21 protein-coding genes are annotated in these 21,383 nt (G+C 55.6%); 13 read left to right on the forward strand and 8 right to left on the reverse strand.

The window, feature by feature from the left end; translation table 11 throughout:
• The first annotated feature begins 216 nt into the window (after nt 1-216).
• Genes JK202_RS13550 through JK202_RS13565 form a run of 4 tightly spaced genes read left to right on the forward strand, consistent with a single transcriptional unit; the run spans nt 217 to nt 2,652 of the window.
• Entirely contained in the window at nt 217-684 is a 468-nt protein-coding gene (locus JK202_RS13550) for a DUF1203 domain-containing protein (RefSeq protein ID WP_211561870.1), read from the forward strand.
• 21 nt (nt 685-705) lie between these two features.
• Nucleotides 706-1,794, forward strand: a complete 1,089-nt coding sequence (ada, locus tag JK202_RS13555) for a bifunctional DNA-binding transcriptional regulator/O6-methylguanine-DNA methyltransferase Ada (protein WP_211561931.1) — start codon at nt 706-708, stop codon at nt 1,792-1,794.
• Nucleotides 1,791-2,495, forward strand: coding sequence for a 2OG-Fe(II) oxygenase (locus tag JK202_RS13560; RefSeq protein WP_211561872.1), 705 nt, complete (start codon nt 1,791-1,793; stop codon nt 2,493-2,495). The genes ada and JK202_RS13560 overlap by 4 nt, the downstream gene beginning before the upstream one ends.
• Nucleotides 2,482-2,652, forward strand: a complete 171-nt coding sequence (locus tag JK202_RS13565) for a hypothetical protein (protein WP_211561873.1) — start codon at nt 2,482-2,484, stop codon at nt 2,650-2,652. Before JK202_RS13560 ends, JK202_RS13565 begins: the two co-directional genes overlap by 14 nt.
• A 70-nt stretch (nt 2,653-2,722) precedes the next feature.
• Here JK202_RS13565 and JK202_RS13570 read toward each other — a convergent pair whose 3' ends face one another.
• Nucleotides 2,723-3,331 (reverse strand): TetR/AcrR family transcriptional regulator, encoded by a 609-nt coding sequence (locus JK202_RS13570; RefSeq protein ID WP_211561875.1) that lies wholly within the window; start codon nt 3,329-3,331, stop codon nt 2,723-2,725.
• Nucleotides 3,332-3,431: 100 nt separating this feature from the next.
• Here JK202_RS13570 and JK202_RS13575 point away from each other — a divergent pair, with 100 nt between their 5' ends.
• Nucleotides 3,432-4,838, forward strand: a complete 1,407-nt coding sequence (locus tag JK202_RS13575; RefSeq protein ID WP_211561877.1) for a coniferyl aldehyde dehydrogenase — start codon at nt 3,432-3,434, stop codon at nt 4,836-4,838.
• Nucleotides 4,835-5,506: an NAD-dependent epimerase/dehydratase family protein gene (locus JK202_RS13580; RefSeq protein ID WP_211561879.1), complete on the forward strand. Its 672-nt coding sequence runs from the start codon at nt 4,835-4,837 to the stop codon at nt 5,504-5,506. Before JK202_RS13575 ends, JK202_RS13580 begins: the two co-directional genes overlap by 4 nt.
• 126 nt (nt 5,507-5,632) lie before the next feature.
• Here JK202_RS13580 and JK202_RS13585 read toward each other — a convergent pair whose 3' ends face one another.
• Entirely contained in the window at nt 5,633-6,526 is an 894-nt protein-coding gene (locus JK202_RS13585) for a LysR substrate-binding domain-containing protein (protein WP_211561881.1), read from the reverse strand.
• 113 nt (nt 6,527-6,639) lie between these two features.
• On the opposite strand from JK202_RS13585, the gene JK202_RS13590 reads away from it, so the two are divergent.
• From JK202_RS13590 to JK202_RS13605, 4 genes are all read left to right on the forward strand, one after another.
• On the forward strand, nt 6,640-7,392 hold the full coding sequence (locus JK202_RS13590) for an SDR family NAD(P)-dependent oxidoreductase (RefSeq protein ID WP_211561883.1): 753 nt from the start codon (nt 6,640-6,642) through the stop codon (nt 7,390-7,392).
• 81 nt (nt 7,393-7,473) lie between these two features.
• A complete protein-coding gene (locus JK202_RS13595) occupies nt 7,474-8,310 on the forward strand; it encodes an alpha/beta fold hydrolase (protein ID WP_211561885.1) in 837 nt (278 codons plus the stop codon).
• Nucleotides 8,311-8,557: 247 nt separating this feature from the next.
• Nucleotides 8,558-8,749, forward strand: a complete 192-nt coding sequence (locus JK202_RS13600; protein WP_211561887.1) for a DUF2256 domain-containing protein — start codon at nt 8,558-8,560, stop codon at nt 8,747-8,749.
• Nucleotides 8,750-8,782: 33 nt separating this feature from the next.
• The gene (locus tag JK202_RS13605) at nt 8,783-9,178 is read left to right on the forward strand and encodes a hypothetical protein (protein WP_211561889.1); all 396 of its coding nucleotides are present in this window, start codon (nt 8,783-8,785) and stop codon (nt 9,176-9,178) included.
• Nucleotides 9,179-9,775: 597 nt separating this feature from the next.
• Here JK202_RS13605 and JK202_RS13610 read toward each other — a convergent pair.
• Nucleotides 9,776-10,207, reverse strand: coding sequence for a GFA family protein (locus JK202_RS13610; protein WP_211561891.1), 432 nt, complete (start codon nt 10,205-10,207; stop codon nt 9,776-9,778).
• Between the two features lie 67 nt (nt 10,208-10,274).
• Complete coding sequence (locus tag JK202_RS13615) at nt 10,275-11,396, reverse strand: MFS transporter (protein ID WP_249200085.1); 1,122 nt, start codon at nt 11,394-11,396, stop codon at nt 10,275-10,277.
• A 172-nt stretch (nt 11,397-11,568) separates the two neighbouring features.
• On the opposite strand from JK202_RS13615, the gene JK202_RS13620 reads away from it, so the two are divergent.
• A complete protein-coding gene (locus JK202_RS13620) occupies nt 11,569-12,474 on the forward strand; it encodes a LysR substrate-binding domain-containing protein (RefSeq protein WP_211561895.1) in 906 nt (301 codons plus the stop codon).
• Nucleotides 12,475-12,521: 47 nt separating this feature from the next.
• Here JK202_RS13620 and JK202_RS13625 read toward each other — a convergent pair whose 3' ends face one another.
• Nucleotides 12,522-14,135 (reverse strand): FAD-dependent oxidoreductase, encoded by a 1,614-nt coding sequence (locus JK202_RS13625; protein ID WP_211561897.1) that lies wholly within the window; start codon nt 14,133-14,135, stop codon nt 12,522-12,524.
• 123 nt (nt 14,136-14,258) lie between these two features.
• On the opposite strand from JK202_RS13625, the gene JK202_RS13630 reads away from it, so the two are divergent.
• Together JK202_RS13630 and JK202_RS13635 are read left to right on the forward strand one after the other, a co-directional pair.
• A complete protein-coding gene (locus JK202_RS13630; protein WP_349291868.1) occupies nt 14,259-14,642 on the forward strand; it encodes a MarR family transcriptional regulator in 384 nt (127 codons plus the stop codon).
• A gap of 652 nt (nt 14,643-15,294) precedes the next feature.
• Complete coding sequence (locus JK202_RS13635) at nt 15,295-16,116, forward strand: class I SAM-dependent methyltransferase (RefSeq protein ID WP_249200086.1); 822 nt, start codon at nt 15,295-15,297, stop codon at nt 16,114-16,116.
• On the opposite strand, the gene JK202_RS13640 is transcribed toward JK202_RS13635, so the two are convergent.
• From JK202_RS13640 to JK202_RS13650, 3 genes are all read right to left on the reverse strand, one after another.
• The gene (locus JK202_RS13640; protein WP_211561901.1) at nt 16,110-17,111 is read right to left on the reverse strand and encodes an LLM class flavin-dependent oxidoreductase; all 1,002 of its coding nucleotides are present in this window, start codon (nt 17,109-17,111) and stop codon (nt 16,110-16,112) included. The genes JK202_RS13635 and JK202_RS13640 overlap by 7 nt on opposite strands.
• A 133-nt stretch (nt 17,112-17,244) precedes the next feature.
• On the reverse strand, nt 17,245-18,918 hold the full coding sequence (locus JK202_RS13645) for an amidohydrolase (RefSeq protein WP_211561903.1): 1,674 nt from the start codon (nt 18,916-18,918) through the stop codon (nt 17,245-17,247).
• Nucleotides 18,919-18,996: 78 nt separating this feature from the next.
• Complete coding sequence (locus tag JK202_RS13650) at nt 18,997-21,333, reverse strand: TonB-dependent receptor (RefSeq protein ID WP_211561905.1); 2,337 nt, start codon at nt 21,331-21,333, stop codon at nt 18,997-18,999.
• Nucleotides 21,334-21,383: the final 50 nt, after the last annotated feature.

Genomic DNA, 21,383 nt, shown 5'->3' on the forward strand with positions numbered 1-21,383 from the left:
CATTTCATGAAAGCCTCGAGCTGAAAAACTCCTGGCGTGCGGGACAATTCCAATGAGCCGGACATAATTGACAAGCACCTACAGTGTAAAAATCAGTTTGCGGGTTCTTAACTGACAGATCCGGACAAATTCGAATTTGATCGCAAGGTCCGGAGTGCCGGGTGCTGGAGACGCGATTACGGTCGTAAGCAGAAAGACAATCGACCGGAGATCACCATGTCGTTTCGTATAACCGGGCTGGACCCGGCCCTTTTCCGTCACCTCTATGGTATGAGCGATGCCGATCTGAGCGACCGGAATGTACGTCGTCATACCGCCGACAGACTGTCCGGCTTTCCAGATCGTGTTGAACTACGCGATGCGGAGCCGGGGGAAACGGTGTTGCTTATGAATTACATACACCAGCCTGAGCAGACACCGTACCGGTCAGGGCATGCCATTTTTATTCGGGAAGGAGCCGAGAAACGGTATGATGAGATTGACACCATTCCGGACTCACTCGGAGGTCGTCTCATAGCATTGCGGGCCTTTGATGCCCTGCACGACATGATTGCGGCCGAGATCGTAGAAGGTACCCAACTGGAATCTTTGATCGGACAGTTTTTTAACAGGTCGGAAATCGCGTATCTTCATGCGCATTATGCCAGGCACGGATGTTATGCGGCCCGTATTGACCGGGTATAGGAGAGTGCAGCCGTGACAACAATGAGCACAGGCACACCGGCGGGTATTCGGGCAGACGCATCTCTATCTGTCGAGCGAGATCCGCGATGGGAGCGGATCCTGAGGCGTGACAAAACAGCCGACGGCCTGTTCTGGTATTCTGTCGTTACTACGGGGATCTACTGCCGACCGTCCTGCCCTTCGCGCAGGCCGCACGCGGAAAACGCTTGCATCCATGGAACGGTGGATGAGGCACGTGCGACAGGTGCACGTCCATGCCAACGCTGCGATCCGGATGGAGCCCTTGCTGAAAATGCTCATAACGGACGGGTGACACGGGCCTGCCGAATGATCGAAGCCAGCGAGGCGCCCCCAACGCTCGATGTACTGGCGAAGGAAGCGGGTCTCAGCCCTACCTATTTCCAGCGTGTCTTCAGGCGTATCACCGGGCTTTCGCCCCGTCAGTATGGCGAAGCCTGCCGTGCGGAACGGCTGCGTGATGCTTTGCGCTCCGCTGCGACCGTGACGGAAGCCATCTATGCATCCGGCTATAGTTCGAGCAGCCGCTTTTATGAAAAGGCCGATAGTCTGCTTGGCATGAAGCCCGCCGCCCTGCGCTGTGGTGCCCGGGCAGAACGGCTGAGCTTTGCCATTGGGCAGTGCTCACTGGGCGCGATCCTTGTCGCTTCAGGGGAGCGGGGGATCGTGGCGATCCTTATGGGAGACGAACCGGATATGCTGGCTCGTGATTTACAGGACCGCTTTCCAAACGCGGCACTGGTTGGAGCGGAACCTGATTACGAGGAGCATGTCGCGCAGGTTGTGGGTCTCATCGAAACGCCAGCCGTCGGGCTGAGGCTGCCGCTGGACATCCGGGGGACGGCCTTTCAGCAGCGGGTATGGAATGCGCTTCAGGCTATTCCGGCTGGCCAGACCGCGACCTATACCGAGATTGCCAAGGCAATCGGTCACCCGGGATCTGTGCGTGCAGTCGCCAATGCCTGTGGTGCCAATACGCTGGCTGTTGCCATTCCCTGCCATCGCGTCGTGCGCAGAGACGGCACGTTATCGGGATATCGCTGGGGCGTTGCCTGCAAGAAAGCATTGCTGGAACGGGAAAAGGGCACATGATTCCAGACAGGCTTGCCGCACTCGACTGGCAAAACATTTCCAGTAGTCTGGATGAAGATGGCTGGGCGGTGATTCCGGGACTGCTGGATGAGTCAGAGTGTCAGTTCCTTTCGGCTCTCTATCTCAACGAGGCAGGGTTTCGCAGCCGTGTCATCATGGCACGGCATGGGTTTGGACGTGGGGAATACCGCTACTTCTCCTATCCGCTGCCACCTCTGGTCGCCACATTGCGCGAGAAAATCTATCCTTTTCTTGTACCGACCGCGAACCGCTGGATGCAACACATGGGACTAACGCCCCGTTTTCCTGCGGATCATCAGGCTTTTCTTGCCCGCTGCCACGTAGCAGCGCAAGCACGCCCCACACCGCTATTATTAAGATACGGACCAGGTGATCATAACTGCCTGCATCAGGATCTTTATGGGGAGCATGTTTTCCCAATCCAGCTTACCGTTCTGCTGTCATGCCCGGGAAGAGAGTTCACCGGGGGTGAGTTCGTCCTGACGGAGCAGCGGCCCCGCATGCAGTCGCGGGTGGATGTCGTGCCCCTCAGGCTGGGTGATGGCGTGCTGTTTGCCGTTAACCAGAGGCCAAAAACAGGTACACGCGGCAGTTATCGTGTCACATTGCGCCATGGCGTCAGTCGTATTCGGACGGGACTCCGTCACACGTTGGGGGTCATCTTCCATGATGCAACCTGACCTGTTTGGTGCAGCGCGTGACGATATCGTGCTTTCCGCTGGTGCTCTTTTCCTTCAGGCCATGCAGGAAGCGGGAAAGAATATTTCGCCGATTTTGTGTGCGCCTGTGTGCTTTCAAATGATGATGAAACCAGATGCTTCTGTTGGGGCAGAGTAATGGACAGAACACCTTTATAGCGAGGGATCGTGGCCGGTCGCGCAAAAGCAGACGTTGTGCGACTGCCCGATCAATCAGTGTAGCACATGCCATCCAGCAACACGTCCAGCGCGGCCAGAACCGGTTCTGGCTCGACCGTCTCTTCAAGCAGTTGATGACTAATCGTCAGCATGGCCAGACCATGCACCTGCGCCCAGCTTGCCGCCGCCAGGGCGCTGACAGAAACCGGCCGGAAGCTTTGGTCGCGTTGTCCCCTTTCCAGAAGACCCAGAAGAATCCCGAAGGTACTCATAGCCGCGTCATGTAACGGCGGGTCTATTGTCTTGTCCGCATCGGAACTGAACATCAGGCGATAAAGGCCGGGATTCTGACAGGCAAATCCAATACAGGCCTGCGCCGCTGCCATGAACTGTGCGCGCGTGGAAGGCATGTTCGGGGACATGGCCCCACTCAGACTCTCTCCAAGCCTGATGAAACCGATCCGCGCCAGTTCCCGCAACAGCATCTCGCGATCACGAAAATGCTTGTAGGGGGCTGCATGACTGACACCCGCGCGGCGCGCTACTTCCCGCAAGGTGAAGGTCCAGTTCTGCTCCGCAGCCAGCATGGCAAGCGCCGTGTCGATCAGAGCGCGGCGGAGATCGCCATGATGATAGGGACGGTCTTTGGTTTCACTCATTCGCGAGGCTCATGTTTACAGAAGAAACTTTTATTGACATCGGATTGTTCTGTTCCATATCCTGCCCACATAAGTTTCTCCTGTAAACATAGAGGGCGCAATGTCCGATGTTACTTCTGCTGACCTGCACCGTGTTCTCGACCGCCAGCGTGCCGCATTCCTACGTGCCGGACCACCAGATCTGAAGCAGCGCAGGGCCGATCTGCGACGTCTGAAAGCCGAAATCCTGAAACGGCGGACTGAGATCGTACGTGTCCTGAAAACGGATTTCGGCCAGCGCTCAGAACGGGAAAGCGCCATCGTGGAACTGATCCCGCTGGTGCAGTCGATCAATTACATGATTGCTCATCTGGGACGCTGGATGAAACCCGAACGTCGCCACGTATCGGCCTATTTCCAGTGCGGTCGTACCTGGGTGCTCCGGCAGCCGGTGGGTGTCGTGGGCATTATCGCGCCGTGGAACTATCCCGTCTCGCTGGCCCTTGTGCCGCTGGCGACCGCAATCGCCGCCGGTAACCGGGTCATGCTTAAACCATCGGAATTTACACCGGCCACATCGGCGGTAATTGGCGAGATCGTTCAGGCCGTTTTTCCGCCAGAGCAGGTTTCTGTTGTTACGGGAGACGGTGAAGTGGGTGCGGCCTTCTCGGCTCTGCCCTTCGATCATATCCTGTTCACTGGCAGCACGGCGGTTGGAAAGAAGGTTGCTGAAGCGGCCGCGCGCAATCTGACCCCGACTACGCTTGAACTTGGGGGCAAGTCTCCCGTCGTGATCGAGCCCGGTTTTTCCATGGAGCGGGTGGCAGATCGTGTGGCGTTCGGCAAGCTGACCAATGCCGGGCAGACCTGCATCGCTCCGGATTATGTGCTGGTTCATGAAAACGACAGGGATACGTTTGCCTCAGCGTATCAGGAAGCCGTGGAAAAACAGCATCCAAGAGGTTACGCCGGCTCTCCGGATTACACAGCCATCCTCAACGCGCACCATTACGCGCGGCTGACCGGCCTGATCGACAATGCCGCGGCGCAGGGCGCACAGGTGGTCCGTCTGGGAAGTAATTCAGACGAGAGCCATGTGCTGGCACCCGTGCTGCTGCTGGACGTCACATCGCAAATGGCGGTGATGCAGGAAGAAATTTTCGGACCAGTCCTGCCAGTGTTGACCTACCGCACACTGGATGAGGCGATTGCCTTCATCAATGCCCGGCTGCGTCCTCTGGCCCTGTATTATTTTGGTGATAACCGTACTGACCGAGACAGGCTTCTGAAGCGCACGGTTTCGGGCAATGTCACCATCAATGGCACTCTGCTGCATATTGCACAGGATGACCTGCCTTTTGGCGGGGTGGGAGACAGCGGCATTGGGGCCTATCACGGGAAGGAAGGCTTTATGGCGCTCACTCATCCTCGTGGCATTTACAAACAGGGCCGCCTCAATGCCGCAACGCTGCTTCAACCACCGTTCGGCAAGCTCACAGACGCCATTACAAACCTGATCCTGCGATGACAACGCGCGTTCTGCTTATCGGGGGCACCGGCCTCATCGGACGTTCTGTCGACGCGGACCTTGCCATGCGGCCAGATACCATCGTCACCAGCCTGACTCGTCGGAAATTATCTGCCTCCGATCATATCATTGATTTCGAGTATCTGTGTGCTGCGCCGGAAATGACATTGCGTAATGTGGCTCCCTCGGGAATTGATGTGGCGATTTCCTGTCTGGGCACCACACTTCGTGCTGCGGGATCGCAGGCGGCGATGTTTCGGGTTGATCACGACTATGTTCTGGCTTTTGCCAGAGCCGCGCATGCCTGTGGCTCGCGTCAGTTCATTCTCGTTTCTTCAGTAGGTGCGGGTGGTCCCGGCTTTTACCTTAGGACCAAAGGGACGATTGAGCGCGATATCAAGGCACTCGGCTTCCGCCGCGTGGACATCCTGCGGCCCGGGATGTTGCTGGGCCGTCGTGCAGAGGCACGGCCGATGGAGGCGATCGGTCAGCGTCTGGCAGCGGCGCTGGCACCGTTCATGGTCGGCAGGCTTTCCCAATATGGCGCGATTGACGCAAAAACCGTCGCAAAGGCGATTGTCGGTCTCGTAGGCCAGCCGGCCGATGGATACCGGACGTATGACAATGCGGATCTGCGCCGTATCTCCAGTCAAACTGCCAACTTATGAGATGGCCCGGTCAGAACTCCTGAGACCAGAAATTAAGCAGGCAGACGGCACATGCCTCATCTCGGGCATGATCACTCTTAACTCCGCTAACTGGAAACGGATGTCTCTGCCGCCCATGCGCAGCGCTCATAAACGGTTGGGAAATCCAGCAGCGAGGTGATCGATGAACGCACGCACCGCTGATGGTAGCCCCCGTCGTGTCGTAAATACGAGATGGACGATCCCTTCCCGTCCCGTCCAGTCCGGCAGCACCTGCATCAGCAGACCACTCTCCAGTGGCTCCCGCACAAAATGATCCGGGAGCCAGGCAACGCCCAGCCCGGCAATCGCTGCATCCCGCACGATGCCCATATCCTGTGAACCGAACCGGGGCGTTCGGCGTATTTCACGGGTCTCGCCATGCGCATTTATTAAGGGCCAGATGCAGTCTGTTGCCTCGTCGCTTGTTGTTAACAGCGATGCAGTCTCCAGATCATGCAGGGTTCTGATGCTTGCGGCTACACGCGGATGCGCGACTAAAACACGTGTGGAGCGCCCTAGTGTACGCATGGTCAAAGCTGCATCCGAGGTCAGAGCCAAACGAACCCGTAACGCGAGGTCAATGCGCTCCTCTATCAGATCCACTGGCCGATCCACCGCCAGGAGTTGTAACCGCACCTTGGGGTGGCGATCCAGAAAGCCTGTCATCAGATGACCGATCACGGCAACCATGCCGGTCGGACAACTGAACCGAACGACACCTGCCGGCTCAGCCTGGGCCGCGCTGATGACTGCCTCTGCAGCTTCGGCCTCATCCAGCATAGTCCGACAGCGCTCATAAAATGCCCGACCGAGATCCGTGACGCGAAAGCGCCTGCTGGACCGCTCGATCAGACGTGTACCAAGCCGGCTTTCCAGATCGGCAATGCGGCGGCTGAGTTTCGATTTCGGCTCGTGCAGCGCGCGCGAGGCGGCCGAAAAGCCGCCATGCGTAACGACTGCTACGAAATACGCATAATCGTTGAGATCCCGCCGTTCCATCGTTCCTCTTTCTGAACACTGTGTGCCAATATTGCCATCTACAGCGATGATCGTTCCAATGTCATCTCTTTCCTACCGGCGCAAACGGAGCGCTGAGAATAAGGAACAGAACAATGACTTACGGATTTGATGGCAAGGTCGTGATCGTAACGGGCGGCACCAGTGGTATTGGTCTGGCCACCGCCAAGGCTTTCGCCGATGAAGGCGCCTTCGTTTTCATCACCGGGAGACGCCAGGAGGCACTCGACGCTGCTGTCACTCGCATTGGTGGCAAGGTAACAGGCGCACGCGGGGATATGGGGCATCTGGACGACATCGACCGTCTGTATGACACCGTCCAGCAGACGCACAGCCACATTGATGTTGTCTTCGCCAATGCCGGGGGCGGGGAGTTTGCCCCACTTGGTGCCATTTCCGAAGAACACTACCAGTCCACCTTCGACAGTAACGTCAAGGGCGTCCTCTTTACGGTACAGAAGGCGCTTCCCCTGCTCCGCGACGGGGCTTCAATCGTGCTGAATGCTTCGAATGTCAGCGCCGCGGGAACGCCTGCCCTCAGTGTGTATTCGGCAACGAAGGCAGCCGTACGCAGCTTTGCTCGAAATTGGATGCTTGATCTCAAGGACCGCCATATCCGCGTCAACGCGGTTAGTCCGGGTGTGACCGATACGGCAGGTCTGAATCAGCTTTTTGGCGGCGGCGAACAGGCCGAAGGGACCAAGGCCTATCTCGCCGGCTTGATTCCGTCAGGCCGTGTGGGCCAGCCAGAAGAAATCGCCCGCTCGGTTCTGTTTCTGGCATCTGACGAGGCCAGTTTCATTAATGGCATCGAGCTCTACATTGACGGTGGTCAGAAACAGATCTGAACGCCATCAAAACTGACCCCCGGACTTGTTCCGGGGTGACCCCGACATAACTGTCGCCACCTGAATTTTGGAGAGATAATCATGTCGTTCGTTACCACCAAGGATGATGTCGAGATCTTCTACAAGGACTGGGGCCCGAAAGATGCCCGTCCCATCATGTTCCATCATGGCTGGCCCCTTTCTTCCGACGACTGGGATGCCCAGATGCTGTTCTTTTTACAGCATGGATTTCGCGTGGTGGCCCATGATCGCCGCGGCCACGGGCGCTCCGAGCAGGTTTCGGGTGGGCATGATATGGACCACTATGCATCAGATGCGTTCGCCGTCGTCGAAGCGCTGGACCTTCGGAACGTCGTGCATATCGGCCATTCCACTGGCGGCGGCGAAGTAGCGCGCTATGTGGCCAAATACGGTCAGCCGTCTGGACGCGCCGCCAAAGCCGTTCTGGTTGGCGCTGTTCCGCCCTTAATGCTCCGTACGGAAGCAAATCCCGAGGGCTTGCCGATTGAGGTGTTCGACGGCTTTCGCGCCGCCCTCGCCGCCAACCGGGCGCAATTTTTCCGCGATGTGCCAGCCGGTCCGTTTTATGGGTTCAATCGTGCGGGTATCAGCCAGCAAGAGGGCGTCATTCAAAACTGGTGGCGCCAAAGCATGATGGGGAGCGCCAAGGCGCACTATGAGGGCATTAAGGCCTTTTCCGAGACGGACCAGACCGAGGACCTGAAGAACATTACGATACCAACACTCGTGCTGCATGGAGAAGACGACCAGATCGTGCCGATTGCTGATTCAGCAATCAAAGCGGTTGCATTACTCGCCAAGGGCACCCTTAAAACCTATCCCGGCTTCTCGCACGGAATGCTGACAGTCAATGCGGAGGCACTCAACGCGGACCTCCTTGCGTTTGTTGAAAGCTGAATATCCATGTGCGGCCACGGCTTAGCCGCCGTGGCCTGTTTCTGAGGTGTGAATATGGCCTTTCCCACCGCACTACTCTGCGAAGTAAGCCATCGTGCTGGATCGTAATGGAATTGCTTTCGATCTGGCAACCTCTCTCGCCCTCCCCACGTAGCAAAATCTCATCCAAAATTTTGCTCGGCATTTTCCTGATCTCAAAGGCTGGGCAGTGTTGACAAAAGGTCCATAGCGGCGCTGGAGGAACAACGTGGCCCGAGGACAAGGTAAGCTCGCCCCCAAACCCGCTAAGAAGGACCTACCCTCGAAGGTATGCCCCGTGTGCGATCGGCCGTTCACTTGGCGTAAGAAGTGGGCGAAGGACTGGGATCAGGTGAGGTATTGCTCCGAAGCCTGCCGGAGGAAAGGCCTTACTATCAGTGTGGCACGCCACTTTCAGTGATGAAGAAAATATATAGGCAATTTAAGAGTGGATATGAAAATTTTGCCTGCTTCTCTACGTTTATTGCTTTCCGAAAAAAACGATATTCTGGATGTTGTGGGGCGTGAAAGAAGATCTGATCAGGAGAAAGGCCCTTGGTACAAGGGTAAATGTTGTTCAGTCCATCCATCTCACTGGTCATACACGGGCGAAGGTTTAACCTCTGCCAATCGCTGGAGCCGGGAATATTATTTAACTTGGTTTGGATATTTTGAAGCATTCTCACCATCCGAACGTTGGCAGATGGAGGAAGAGGCTTCGCGGCACGATGCTGTGTCTGGCTGGCTTTCTGAAGATGGGCCAGTGTGCATCTCTGGGACCTTACAGATGCGTTGGGGGCCTGACCTTGTTCAGGAACTCTCATTGGTCGCAATGATGCCCATCTTCTAATCGGGTGTTCGCGCATCGCAAGTCAGTTATTGAGCTGCTGAAATCCGAACTTGCGATGCTCGAAGGCCCGTCTTGGCCGCGCGCTTCCAAAGCCTGTCTGATCCGGACAGGTTTCTGTCGTCATGGTTCTTCCGGAATGAAAATGCCGTGGCGGTCTCGAACCCGTCTTTACGCAGCTTCTCCTCTGCACGGTTTGCATATCGCGCAATGGCCTCGCGAATTTCTTCTCACGTCCAGAGTAGATGGTCGAGCGTCGGAGGCGCTACTTTTCAGACCTTTCCACCGATCGCAACCTATATCGAGAGTGACCTTGTCCTCACCTTACCCGGACACTTGCATTGGAACTGACAGGTCATAATATTCGCGTGAATGCGGTGGGATCAGGAGATATCGTGATAAATATTCTCAACCAGTGAAGGTTGCTAAAGTGAACTTTTTCCCGTTTTAAACGAGGTTAACTTCATGGTTGGGTCGATCGAAATGGTATAGGAAAAGCATCATACTTCCCTATTGGACAGGACTGCAGCTAATCTAAAACCTATGATTTCGTCCAAAGAGGACATTACATCTTTGTTCTTCATCCGGATCTGAAAAATTTTAACGCTCTGATGCACTTTCAAACCGCAGAGTCCCGGCTATTTGCGGCAACATCCCAGTATCGTTCGGGTGATTGATGCCATCCGTTACCGGTACTTCCGGAAAGTCAAAAGGACTGACCCCATCCAGGCAGGCCACGTTTACGGCATGACGGTTCGGATCAGAGCGACGCTGATGATGCGTATGTATTCCGCAGCGAGAACAGAAGAAGTGCTGTGCTGTCCCTGTATTAAACCGGTAGGTCGTCAGCATATTCTCACCCTGAAGAATTTTTATCCCATCGAGTGCTGTCATTGCCACCACCGAACCGCGCATTCGGCAATAAGAGCAGTTGCAGCGACGGACTAATTTGAACCCGTCGCTGAGACTGACTTCAAAACGTACGGCACCGCAGTGACATCCCCCTGCTTGATTTTTGATAATGTCTGTCATGATTTTTTCCTTCTGATCATAAGTAGTCTGCGTTACTAGAAGCAGTCTTGGTGTGGTTCAGGCGATCTCATGCTGGTTTCATGAAGGAGCCCAGTCGCAGCACCATTGGTACAATGAGCAGAGCTGTCGCGGCCGTTGCAAGTTGACCTGCGGTACGCCCGACATGATCAGCGAGAACACCATAGGCAATCGGTGCCAGTCCGCCCGCGCCGATCACCCCTGTATAGAACACGGCAAAGGCCCGGCCTGTATCTCCACCGGGTGCTAACTCAGGCACTGTTCCGTACAGGACGGAGGACGTACCGTTCAGGACAATCCCAAGAAGGGGAAGCAGTACCAGTGTGCCTGACAGCGGCGTAAACAACGTGGCGATGATCAGCAGTGATGTCGTCGTTTCCGTTACGACAACGCTTCTGACGATGCCAAAATGATCGCCCAGCCACCCGCAGGTTGCCTTTCCCAACGCACCCCCACCAAAGAGGAGTGCCAGGGCAATTCCGACTGTTGCTGACGAACCGCCACGACCATGAATGAGAAAGGGCAGGAACAGCAGATAGCCCATCCGTGTCGCTGTATCGAAAGCCCCTATCGCCAGAAGCCATGCAAAGCCAGTGTGCCTGCCGGAAGACACCTTGTCTGGGGATATCGCTGCGCCAGGCGTAATTTTCCAGGGTGTGAGCTTTATCAGCACAAGGGACAGGGCCAGTCCCAGTAGCGCAAGGCTGGCTGTTATCGGGCGCCAGGCGAAGACGGGCAGCAAAAGCGCAATGAGGGCTGGCAGGACTGCTTTGCCCAGATCGCCGGAGAAATTATAAAGACTGAGGGGGCGTCGTGCCGCATCGCCATAGCACTCGGTGATCAATTGTGATGCCCGCGGATGCTGGATACTCGATCCGATGCCCGCGAGAACAAGGCCACAGCACAATCCGACAAAACCCATCGGAACAGCCATAACCGCCAGACCCGTCGCTGCAATCACTGTGGACAGGACCAGCGCGTTGCGTGGCGAGATGCCATTCAGCAGGTGATCCGCAGGGACCTGAAGACCACCCATCGTGCCAAAATAGAGGGCACGCACGATCGCAAGCCCGGCATAGGACAGGCCGAACTGCGATTGCCAGATTGGAAGGAAGGCATAGAGCCCGTCTGTATAACCATCATGCAGAGCGTGGGCGAGGCACGCAGCCATCAGTCCGCGCCTCTGTTCCTGAGCACAGGGGATTTGGCGTACTGCGAGCTTCGTTGGGGCGCTTATTTGCATGTCACACACAAGTCCTTTCGCAAGCCATGTTAAACGTGTGACTTTTTAGAAAATAGATGGAATATTCTCACCATACTGGTCAGATTTTATCACGGATTTCATGCGCCATCTGCCTCCTCTCAATGCCCTGCGCGTTTTCGAAGTTGCAGCCCGAACGGGCAGCTATACCGAGGCTGCGTCGGAGCTGGGCCTTACTCATGGTGCGGTCAGCCGCCAGATAGCGTTATTGGAGAGTTGGCTGGGTCAGCGGCTTTTCAGTCGATCCGGACGACGCATGGTCGCAACACCAATTGCCCGCAGCTTCGCGGGTGAGGTCAGCGGCGCCTTCGAACGGATGACGGCCGCTGCTGAAGCGTGCGGACGCACTGATGCGCGCCGAATTCTGCGCGTCAATGTGCCGGTCAGCTTTGCCATGCGCTGGCTGATTCCAAGACTGGACCGCTTCCATACCGCCTGTCCGTCGGTGGAAGTTGTGGTGACGACCGTCTCGACAGTGCATGAGGAACTCCGCGGCGGCTTTGACGTCGCTATCCGGCGCGGCGTGGCAGGCGCTGGCTCGTGGCCTCACCACCGTGCCACTCATGTGCTGGATGATGTCGATACGCTGATTATGAGCCCGTCCTTGTTCGCTCAGCGGCCCATCCTTGATCTTGCCGATCTTGAGGATCACAGACTACTGGCGACCGAGACGCGCCCGGGAGACTGGATCGACTGGCTTGAGGCCGCAAAACTGCCTCATCTTATCGGTCGTCCCCGGACGCTATTCGATCATTTTTTCATTACCCGGCAAGCTGTGATGGACGGGCTGGGCGTGGGGATCGGCCCCTTGCCAATGCTCGATATCGATATTGCGATGGGACATCTTGTCACCCCCCTTCCACACATCCGGGTGCACCGGACAGGTTATGTCGCATTGCTTCCCGAAGGGACCGACAGGACTGCGCACTCAATGCGTTTCGTTGAGTGGCTTGCCGGAGAGAGCGGGCGGGCAACCCCACTTGCCTGACAGGCGAGTATGATAAACGTCCGACTTTTTTCTCCTACGCCCGTGTTTTACGATCCAATGATAGCGGACACTGTCTTGGCGGGTCGGGCTGTCTCACGCGCCGAGATGAGAATTTTCAATAGATCCTCTTCCCGAAATACCCCGGTTCGCACGGCTTTCCAGATCACAAACCCGTCGGTACGGACAAGCACGGCTCCTGTCTCGGAGATTCCATACGCGGTGGGAAAATCACCCCTGGGGCCCTGTAGATCACGCCCGATCACAAGGCACTGCACCGGCAATTCGTGAAGGCGACATGCAGTCTCTGCCGCCCTGCACCATGATTGCGCCTTGCTACCCGCCAAGAGCACCAGACTTTCGCCAAAAAGGTCGAGGCTGGACAGGCTCACACCGGCCTGGTGCAACCAGATGTGCGGCGCGCGCGTCCCTGGCTCAGCATGAAGATTGCGCGGATGCACAACAAGCGGGTTAGGAATGATCCCGATGTGAGGAAGGATCGGATAGCGGTATCCCATGCTGATCATTTCTTCATCCAGAACCGGCTGAAGCGCCTCAAGCGGAAGCTGAGCATTTGATCGGTGTGCCAGCCTTGCCGTGGCTTGGGCGACAACCATTTGCACGACAGGTGCGCGCTCGGCTTCGTAAAAATCGAGCAACGATTCAGGAGCGTTTTGCTGAATCACTGAGACAAGTTTGAGGGCGAGGTTATGAGCGTCGTGAATGCCCGTATTGGCGCCAAAGCCGCCGAGAGGTGGGGTTGAGTGAATAGCATCTCCCGCCAGAAAGACCCTGCCCTTTCGAAAGTTCTCGGCATACCACGACGAGAGGCACCAGGAATGGATGTCAATGACCTCGATCTGTTGTGACGGCAATCCCAAACACCGGGCCGCGAGTGAGTAACAATTTTCAGGCGTGAAGCGTGCCCTGTCATCGGGGTTCGTTGGGTCATATTCAATGCTTAGAACGACCGAGGTGAGATCGGTACTCCAGGACATGAAGCCAGCGATATCGGGCTGTCGCACCCATGCGAAGCTCAGTGGCCTTCCTCGCAGCGCTTCGCGGATATCACAGCGGATCGTAATGCTCATGGAGTGGACAAGATCGCCCAAGCCTATGGTCCCGATCCCCAAAATGTCGCGCACCATGCTCTTGCTGCCGTCACATCCGATCACGAAATCGGCGTGAAGCAGGTTCTTGGTGCCATCAGCAGCTTTGATCGTCGCGGTTGCACCGTTCGCATGCTGGTCGAGCGCTGTCAGGGCATGAGCAAAATGAATACGCGCGCCAAAGAGCTCCGCTGTATCGCGAACCACACATTCCAGATCCTGCTGCTTGATGGAAGAGGCGACGCAGGGCGAAGCTGCGCTCTCACCCACGGCTGGCAGCGTCCAGCGCTGGATCTCCTCTCCTGCGAGGGAGTGAACGATCGCCGCCTCGCTCAATGTCCCGGGTGGGGTTGTGATCTTTTGCTCGATACCGAGAGAGCGATAGAGTTCGATGGTGCGAGGATAGAAAAACTTGGCGCGTAAGCGCTTGGACGGAGAGGTTCGCCTTTCGACAAGAACGGTATCAACGCCGTGTTTTTCCAGGAAAGCAGCCGCCGTCAGTCCGACAATTCCGCCACCAATGACGAGGACTTTACAGGACGAGGGGATCGACATGAGAGGAACGACTCCTTAGATTATCTAATAACATACTTAGGAGATCGAACTATTATTCCGCCAGAGTCAAGCGATCGCTTTGCGCGCTACGTCCCCACAATCCAGCTTTTTGCTGCCCGGCTTGTGCTGTTTCATCAGAAAGTCGCCGAGCGCCTCGGTCTCACCGCGACGGAGTTCAAGTGTTTGCGACTGATTGATCTGCTTGGGCCGTTGCCGATGACCCGCCTGGCTCAGGAAGCCGGGCTGCAGCTTGGCACCGTCTCAGGCCTGATCGAGAAGCTGGAAGCTCAGAAGCTGGTCGATCGCGCACGGGACCCGGCCGACAAGCGCAGGGTCCTTTTGAAGGCGAGAATCTCGATTTCGGAACAGGCGTCAGCGCTCTACCGGGAACTGGGTGAGACGATGCGACACGAACTGGACGGCTACAGTGAGGCTGAGTTTGAGGTCATCATGCGCTTTCTCACTCGAACGGGTGAAGCCCTTGCCACGTCAATCAAGGCGCTTTGAAATGGTAACGCCAGCGTCAGCAATGGTACTCTTAGCCAAGGGTGATTCCTGTCACATTATCGCAGCGTTTCGGCGCCTTGTTTGAATTGGCTGGCCGAATATCCAAAAACAGGCATGGTTCTGGATTGTGAAAAACTATCTGTGCGATTGTTGTTGATGAATGGTTTGCGGACCATGATGACTCTGGTGAGCCGGTACGCGTTCGGTCATTGACGGTGAAATAACAGATATAGAGACGCTCTCCCTGCGATTACTTGCGATTTTCGATCTCACTATTCTGAAATCGCGGGTTCTCCTGCCCATTCACTGCCGAACGAATCCTAAAAGCAAGAAATGATTTCGGGAGTACCACGTCTAGCTTTCATATAGTCATAGGCTGTCAATACTCCTCTCAGATATTGAAATTAGGGCTGAGCTCACAAAGCGTATGATAGATGTTGTCGCAAAACGCCTCAATAGCTCCGCCTTGGGGCAGGACTTCTTTTTGCATCGTATTGTTCTGGTCGCCTTGGTAAATGGTAAGGTGCTTTTTTGCGGACTGTACCAATGCAATCTTCAATCGGGATCTGAATAGATATTTAGATATTTTTTGGAAATTCGCCTGCCGCAGAGTACTGTTCGATATTGACTCTTGCCCTCAGTGGAATGCCTCATGATGTCAGCTATTCGTTTTTTCGGCACTGCCAGTCTGCTTGTGTCCCTGCTCGCTTCCGGGCAGTCCCATGCACAACCGGATGCATCGTTGTCGCCCCGCCTTTCCGTCCCTAATCGGACCCCAAAATTTATTGCCCGGGATCCAGCGCGTCACCCTGTTCAGGAACTGGCTTTTCTGGGGCTGACTCCCACATCCTCGGTCATCGAAATCTGGCCTGGGAGCGGATACTGGACAGAGATCCTTGCACCTTATCTCCATGATCACGGACGCTATGCACTCGCCCTTGGCGATATAAATGGGTCCCATGTCGAGAAGGCTTTCGCAAAACCGCCTTCCTTTCTATCCCAACCACCTGCTGCTGCACCCTATGATCGCATTACCCTCACCGAACTCGCTCAGGGCCATGATCAGATCGGAGTTCCGGGAAGCGCCGATATTGTTCTGACATTCAGAAATCTTCACAACTGGATGCAGCAGGGTGACGTGCCTGAGATGCTAGCCGCAATTCACCGTGTCCTGAAGCCCGGAGGCATCTTCGGGGTCGAAGACCATCGTAGTCACCTGCCCGGCCTTCAGGATCCCAAGGCGAAAGATGGTTATGTCCAGCAGGATTATGCCATCCGGCTTATCGAGGCTGCCGGGTTCCGTCTGGTTGGGACTTCGGAGATCAATGCCAATCCCAAGGACACTACCAACTGGCCCAAAGGGGTCTGGACCCTTCCGCCCTCTCTGGCTCTGGGAGATAAGAATCGGGAGCGTTACATAGCCATCGGCGAAGCTGACAATTTTGTTCTGAAGTTTGTCAGGATTGGTCAATAACCCTGTTCAGCTTTGTGTGCAGGACTCATGAGCGCATGAGCGATACCACTGAGGGTCCGCCGCCTGTCCACCTGAGAGAAGAGTGGTGCGCCGATCAGGAGTTCGTCGGGACTATATCGATCCACGAAGGCTGAGATGTTTTGCGTAACGTCTTCTGCTATTCCCACAAAAGTGTAGCGCAGCGTGCTTTCCAGCAGGCGTTGTTCCTGGCTATTCCAGGACACGGGTCGAGGGGCTGGAAAAGTCGTTGGGCGCCCCTGACGCAAAGCAATAAAGTGCTGTTGCAGAGATGTGGCTGCATGTTGTGCTTCAGCGTTCGTTTCACCGATGATCGCGTTGATGCCCAGCATGGCATAAGGCGTTTGCAGTCGTTCCGATGGTTCAAACCGTTCCCGGTAAAGCACCAGTGCTTCTTCCATCAGGTCGGGGGCAAAGTGACTGGCGAATGCGAATGGTAATCCCATGATGGCGGCCATATGAGCGGAGAACAGAGAGGATCCCAGCAGCCAGATCGGTACAGCCAGCCCTGCCCCCGGAACCGCAACGACAGTCTGTTCTGGTTGCGGCGCATCAAAATAACGCATCAACTCAACGACATCATGTGGAAAACGATCAGCAGAAGCCGGATCACGGCGTAATGCACGCATCGTTGCCTGATCAGAGCCGGGCGCACGTCCAAGGCCGAGATCAATCCGGCCGGGGTAAAGGGATTCCAGCGTGCCAAACGCTTCAGCGACAGCAAGCGGGGCATGATTGGGCAGCATGATCCCACCTGCACCCACCCGGATGGTTTTGGTCGCCCCTGCAACATAGCCGATCACAACTGCGGTTGCAGCGGAGGCAATGCCCGGCATTGCATGATGTTCAGCCAGCCAGAAGCGTTGAAAGCCCAGACTTTCTGCATGACGCGCAAGATCCGCGCTGCGATGAAGCGCGTCGGCTGCCGAGCTACCTTCGGTGATGAATGCAAGATCGAGAACTGAAAGTGGGATCATCTGGAAGGCCCTGTCACCAGTGTCTCATACAGGTGGGGTGGACTGTGATACGTGCCAAGCAGAAAAAGACAAACCTTCTGAAACTCTGCGAGCGTTCCTCTGATCCCAGATACCTGTCTCAGGCAAGGCTAGACTAGGCTGTATATCGCGCCTTCCCTCCTACAATCGTAGAGAGCGTGGAAATCTGGTCAATTTTTTCCGAAGGAATAGCAAAAATATTTTTATCCAGAATGCTGAAGTCTGCGAGTAATCCTGGAAGAATACGTCCCATTCTTTTTTCAGAGAAGCCGGCGTAAGCGGCGCCTGTTGTATATCCGCTGAGAGCCTGGAGAAGCGTCAGTTTTTGTTCGGGCATCCATCCTCCCGGATTTTTTCCATCCAGCGTCTGGCGCAGAACGGCTGCCTTAATGCCGGTGAACGGATCAATAGGTGCGACCGGCCAGTCTGAACCGCAGCAGAAGCTGGCTCCCTGATCCACGATGGAGCGATATGCAAAAGTTCCCTTTAAGCGCTCAGAACCAATCCGACGAACTGCCCATCGGCCATCATCGATGGCATGATAAGGCTGGATCGAAGCGATAACCTTTTCTTTTTTGAACCGCCCTATATCCCTGATCTGCATGCTTTGGGCATGTTCCATGCGAAAGCGCCGGTCCCGGGGGCCATTTTTTTCCTGCACGGTCTGAAAAATATCGAGCACGTCATGTGTGGCCTGATCTCCAATCGCATGAATGGCGACCTGAAAATTGTGCCTGTCAGCGATCAAAGTCCATTCCAGAAGATCCTTAAGTGGATGAACGCGCACTCCATGTGAGGAATGATCATCATCATAGGGTTTCTGGAACAGTGCTGTCCGGGATCCCAGAGACCCATCGGCAAGCGCCTTCAGACCACCCCATCTGACCCAGTCGTCTCCCCAGCCCTGTTCCTGAACCTGTCGAAGCAGGCGCTCCCAATCGGCCAGCGGAACGAAAGAATAAAAACGCAGATTAGTCTCACCCTGAGCCCGCAGGCGCAGCAGGCTTTCGTGGGTTCTCCAGTCCAGTTCAGGACAATGAACCTTCGTAACCCCCTTGCTCAGACCCAGCGCTATGCCCTGCCGCATGGCATCGTCTATTTCGCGGGGAGAATAGGCCGGGATTACGGCTTCAACCAGAGTTTTGGCTGCGTCTTTTAGAAGGCCAGTCGGTTCGCCGTGCTGGTCGCGCACAATGACGCCTCCTGGAACATCCGGAGTATTGCGGGTGATGCCAGCAAGGCGCAGAGCAGCAGAATTCAGTAGCAACATATGGAGATCGTAGCGAGACACGGACACCGGCACATCGCCCGTTGCCTTGTCGAGCCAGCTTTTGTCCGGAAGCGCACCTCCCCACTGGTCTGCATCCCAGCCTGTACCGAGAACCCAATGCCCTCTGGTGACGCTTCGTGCACGTGCAGCGATCTGATCGACAAGCATCTGCGGAGTTCGGGCGGACCGCAAATCGACCTCCGCCAAAGCCAGAGACGCCAGAGAGAAATGTGTGTGGCAGTCCGTCAGCCCAGGCATGACAAATGCGCCCTGAAGGTCAATCACCCGTGTACGCTTTGAGATCTGCGCCTTTACGGCATCGGTTCCCACACAGGCGATATGCTCTCCTGTGACGCCAATCGCACTCATGGTGGGTACGGTAGAATAGCCATCCCACACCATTGCATTGACATAGGCTGTCTCGACGCCTTCCCGCGAAGACGCCGCAATTGCTGGAAATCCCAGTGCCGGTATCGCGCAACCAACACCAGCACGCAGAAAGTCACGTCTTTTGAGCATGCGCCTTTTTCCTCTCTGGAGGGACTTTCATGACCCTCGAATGGATGCTTCAGGTTTAGGGACAGGCAGCCGGTTTTTTCAAAGATGCCAGTTCAGGGTGAAGCCGATCAAGCGGGGCGGTAGGAGATAATACTGATTCACCAAAGCGCTTCCGTTATCGTAACCCATTGTAATTCCGTGCGAATTACCAACGTTATTAACATAAAGACTGGCACCGAACTGACCCTGGGGCGTGTGGAATGTGCCAGACAGGCGCAGGTCAACTGTATTGTAATTCCCGGTCATCAGACTGTTCCCCAGAAGTCCCGGGGCCGAGCCGCGATAATGATGAATGACCGAAAAGGTTGGTTCCATGGACAGGTTGGGGACAGTGTAGCTCATGATTTCGCTGAACTGCCATTTGGGGCTGGAGGCAAGCTGGGACCCGCCTGCGATGATACCACCTGATGTCGCAACTGACTTGTTTGTATGGGCGTCATCATAGGTCCCGTTGACCCGCAGGGTCAGACCGTCAATCGGCGTGACCCATGTCGCGCTGAGTTCGGCACCACGACTGACCGCCGAGCCCACGTTCGCGCCATAAGTCAGACCATCCCCACGCAGCAGTCGGGCCTGCATGTTGCTCCAGTCAATCCAGTACAGAGTAGGTTCCAGGAGAAGATGGTGATGAAACAGGTTGAGACGCGTACCGACTTCATAATTCATGAGGCTGTCGGATCTTGTTCCTGTCGGTGTTGGGTAAGCGGCATTGTAGATGACGGAATTGGGCGTGCCGAACCGGTATCCTTCAGAAAACAGGAAATAAAACATCATCGCCTTATTGGGCTCATATCGCAGTGCAACCTTTGGCAGTGCACTGGTCTGGGACGTTGATGAGGCCGAGCGATAAAGCGATGTGCCATAGCCCGAGTAAGCCAGATAACCAGGTGTTTCGGTAGACGCGGTTTCGGCGGCATTGAACACACGTGCGCCGCCCGTCACCGTCAGGCCTTTCAGCAGGGTGTATGAAAACTCGCCGAAAATCGATTTTTCGGTACCATCATAATTTGCTGTCCCCCAATACCAGCTGTCCGGCCCCTGCGTCAGAGACGAAGCGATGGATGATCCGTAAAGGCCGCTGAGATAAGAACTCACGCCGACCGTCGAAACATTGTCCTCGATACGCTTCCATGTTTCATAATAAGCCGCGCCTAGCAGCCAGCTGAAACGGCTGTGCCCACGTGAAGCGAGGCGGACTTCATAATACATGGATTTACTGTCGCCCGTTTCATTGAGCGTCGTGTTTCCTCCACCCATCGACGTACCATAATAGGGTGTATAATCCGTTGTTGCGTTCTTGCCTTTCCGCAGGAATGCCCCCATCGCGCTCAGCGTTGCGAACGAAAAGTCATGATCATATCTCAGTTCATGCATCTGGATCTGGGTGCGCAATGGTTCTTCGATCTGACGCGACTTCTGATAATCTGGCATGGCTATTAGTGAGTACGGATCGTCAGAAATATCAGAGCTTTGCGCGAGGTAGGTATAGGCCAGCTTGTCTTTGTTAGTTGGTGTCCATACGACACTGACACGGGCGTTTCTTGTATAGCTGGTGTTTGTATTCGTTCCAATACCACGATTGGTGATGTATCCGGGGTCCTGACGATAATCCAGAACGCCACGCACAGCCAGTTTCCCTTTGATGATAGGGATATTGAACATACCTTTTTCAGCATATCCTACTTCATGGCCGGGCATTCCGACGATCGATGACTGCGCAGCGGCATCGATTTTGCTGCTGTCAGCCTGATTGGGAATGTAATCGATGGCACCGCCCAGGGTTGCCGAGCCGAAAAGTGTGCTCTGTGGTCCGCGGAGAGCCTCGACCCGTGCAACATCGAACGTATCGATATCAGGTACGGCAATTGCGAAACCGGGCTCGGCGAGAGGAATGTCGTTCAGGAAATATCCGGTTGTTCCCTGCCCCTGATCAAGGCCCGCTGTTGTTGCAATACCACGGAACGTTATGGTCGAAAGGCCAGGCAGGGACTGATTGAATGTCGCGCCCGGAACCTGCGAGATATAATCGGCATAAGACTGGGCGCCGATTTTTTGCAGAAACTGTCCCGACAGAACCGTCACGGAATTCGCCACATCATGTGTGGATTGACGGCGACGTTCCGCCGAAACCGTGATCGTTTCCAGACCACCCTCTACGTCTGACGGATGGGCCTCAGTAGAGCGACGTGGTGCAGATGGCTTATGGGAGGGCGTCTTTTGGGCGGTCTTCAGCCCGTGTGTCGCGGAGGGCAGGTCCTGAGCCAGCAGGGAGCCGGGAGGCACAAAGACAGCCGTCAGGAGTGCCAGGCGAAAAGCGCCGATGCGCTTGGAACAGAGTCCGGTTACCCGAACGTTTTTAAGCTCTCGTGCAAGCATTTCTGGGAACCTCAGACTTGAATTGAAGATATTTTATGTTTCTTTATTGG

The organism is Gluconobacter sp. Dm-62 (genome assembly GCF_018256155.1).
In the GTDB taxonomy this organism is placed as follows: domain Bacteria; phylum Pseudomonadota; class Alphaproteobacteria; order Acetobacterales; family Acetobacteraceae; genus Gluconobacter.

What these genes read in the sequence shown, in the direction of transcription:
- JK202_RS13550 (WP_211561870.1), top strand. Translation starts at nt 217, where the DNA reads ATGTCGTTTCGTATAACCGGGCTGGACCCGGCCCTTTTCCGTCACCTC.
- ada (WP_211561931.1), top strand. Translation starts at nt 706, where the DNA reads ATGAGCACAGGCACACCGGCGGGTATTCGGGCAGACGCATCTCTATCT.
- JK202_RS13560 (WP_211561872.1), top strand. Translation starts at nt 1,791, where the DNA reads ATGATTCCAGACAGGCTTGCCGCACTCGACTGGCAAAACATTTCCAGT.
- JK202_RS13565 (WP_211561873.1), top strand. Translation starts at nt 2,482, where the DNA reads ATGATGCAACCTGACCTGTTTGGTGCAGCGCGTGACGATATCGTGCTT.
- JK202_RS13570 (WP_211561875.1), bottom strand. Translation starts at nt 3,331, where the DNA reads ATGAGTGAAACCAAAGACCGTCCCTATCATCATGGCGATCTCCGCCGC.
- JK202_RS13575 (WP_211561877.1), top strand. Translation starts at nt 3,432, where the DNA reads ATGTCCGATGTTACTTCTGCTGACCTGCACCGTGTTCTCGACCGCCAG.
- JK202_RS13580 (WP_211561879.1), top strand. Translation starts at nt 4,835, where the DNA reads ATGACAACGCGCGTTCTGCTTATCGGGGGCACCGGCCTCATCGGACGT.
- JK202_RS13585 (WP_211561881.1), bottom strand. Translation starts at nt 6,526, where the DNA reads ATGGAACGGCGGGATCTCAACGATTATGCGTATTTCGTAGCAGTCGTT.
- JK202_RS13590 (WP_211561883.1), top strand. Translation starts at nt 6,640, where the DNA reads ATGACTTACGGATTTGATGGCAAGGTCGTGATCGTAACGGGCGGCACC.
- JK202_RS13595 (WP_211561885.1), top strand. Translation starts at nt 7,474, where the DNA reads ATGTCGTTCGTTACCACCAAGGATGATGTCGAGATCTTCTACAAGGAC.
- JK202_RS13605 (WP_211561889.1), top strand. Translation starts at nt 8,783, where the DNA reads ATGAAAATTTTGCCTGCTTCTCTACGTTTATTGCTTTCCGAAAAAAAC.
- JK202_RS13610 (WP_211561891.1), bottom strand. Translation starts at nt 10,207, where the DNA reads ATGACAGACATTATCAAAAATCAAGCAGGGGGATGTCACTGCGGTGCC.
- JK202_RS13615 (WP_249200085.1), bottom strand. Translation starts at nt 11,396, where the DNA reads ATGGCTGCGTGCCTCGCCCACGCTCTGCATGATGGTTATACAGACGGG.
- JK202_RS13620 (WP_211561895.1), top strand. Translation starts at nt 11,569, where the DNA reads ATGCGCCATCTGCCTCCTCTCAATGCCCTGCGCGTTTTCGAAGTTGCA.
- JK202_RS13625 (WP_211561897.1), bottom strand. Translation starts at nt 14,135, where the DNA reads ATGTCGATCCCCTCGTCCTGTAAAGTCCTCGTCATTGGTGGCGGAATT.
- JK202_RS13635 (WP_249200086.1), top strand. Translation starts at nt 15,295, where the DNA reads ATGATGTCAGCTATTCGTTTTTTCGGCACTGCCAGTCTGCTTGTGTCC.
- JK202_RS13640 (WP_211561901.1), bottom strand. Translation starts at nt 17,111, where the DNA reads ATGATCCCACTTTCAGTTCTCGATCTTGCATTCATCACCGAAGGTAGC.
- JK202_RS13645 (WP_211561903.1), bottom strand. Translation starts at nt 18,918, where the DNA reads ATGCTCAAAAGACGTGACTTTCTGCGTGCTGGTGTTGGTTGCGCGATA.
- JK202_RS13650 (WP_211561905.1), bottom strand. Translation starts at nt 21,333, where the DNA reads ATGCTTGCACGAGAGCTTAAAAACGTTCGGGTAACCGGACTCTGTTCC.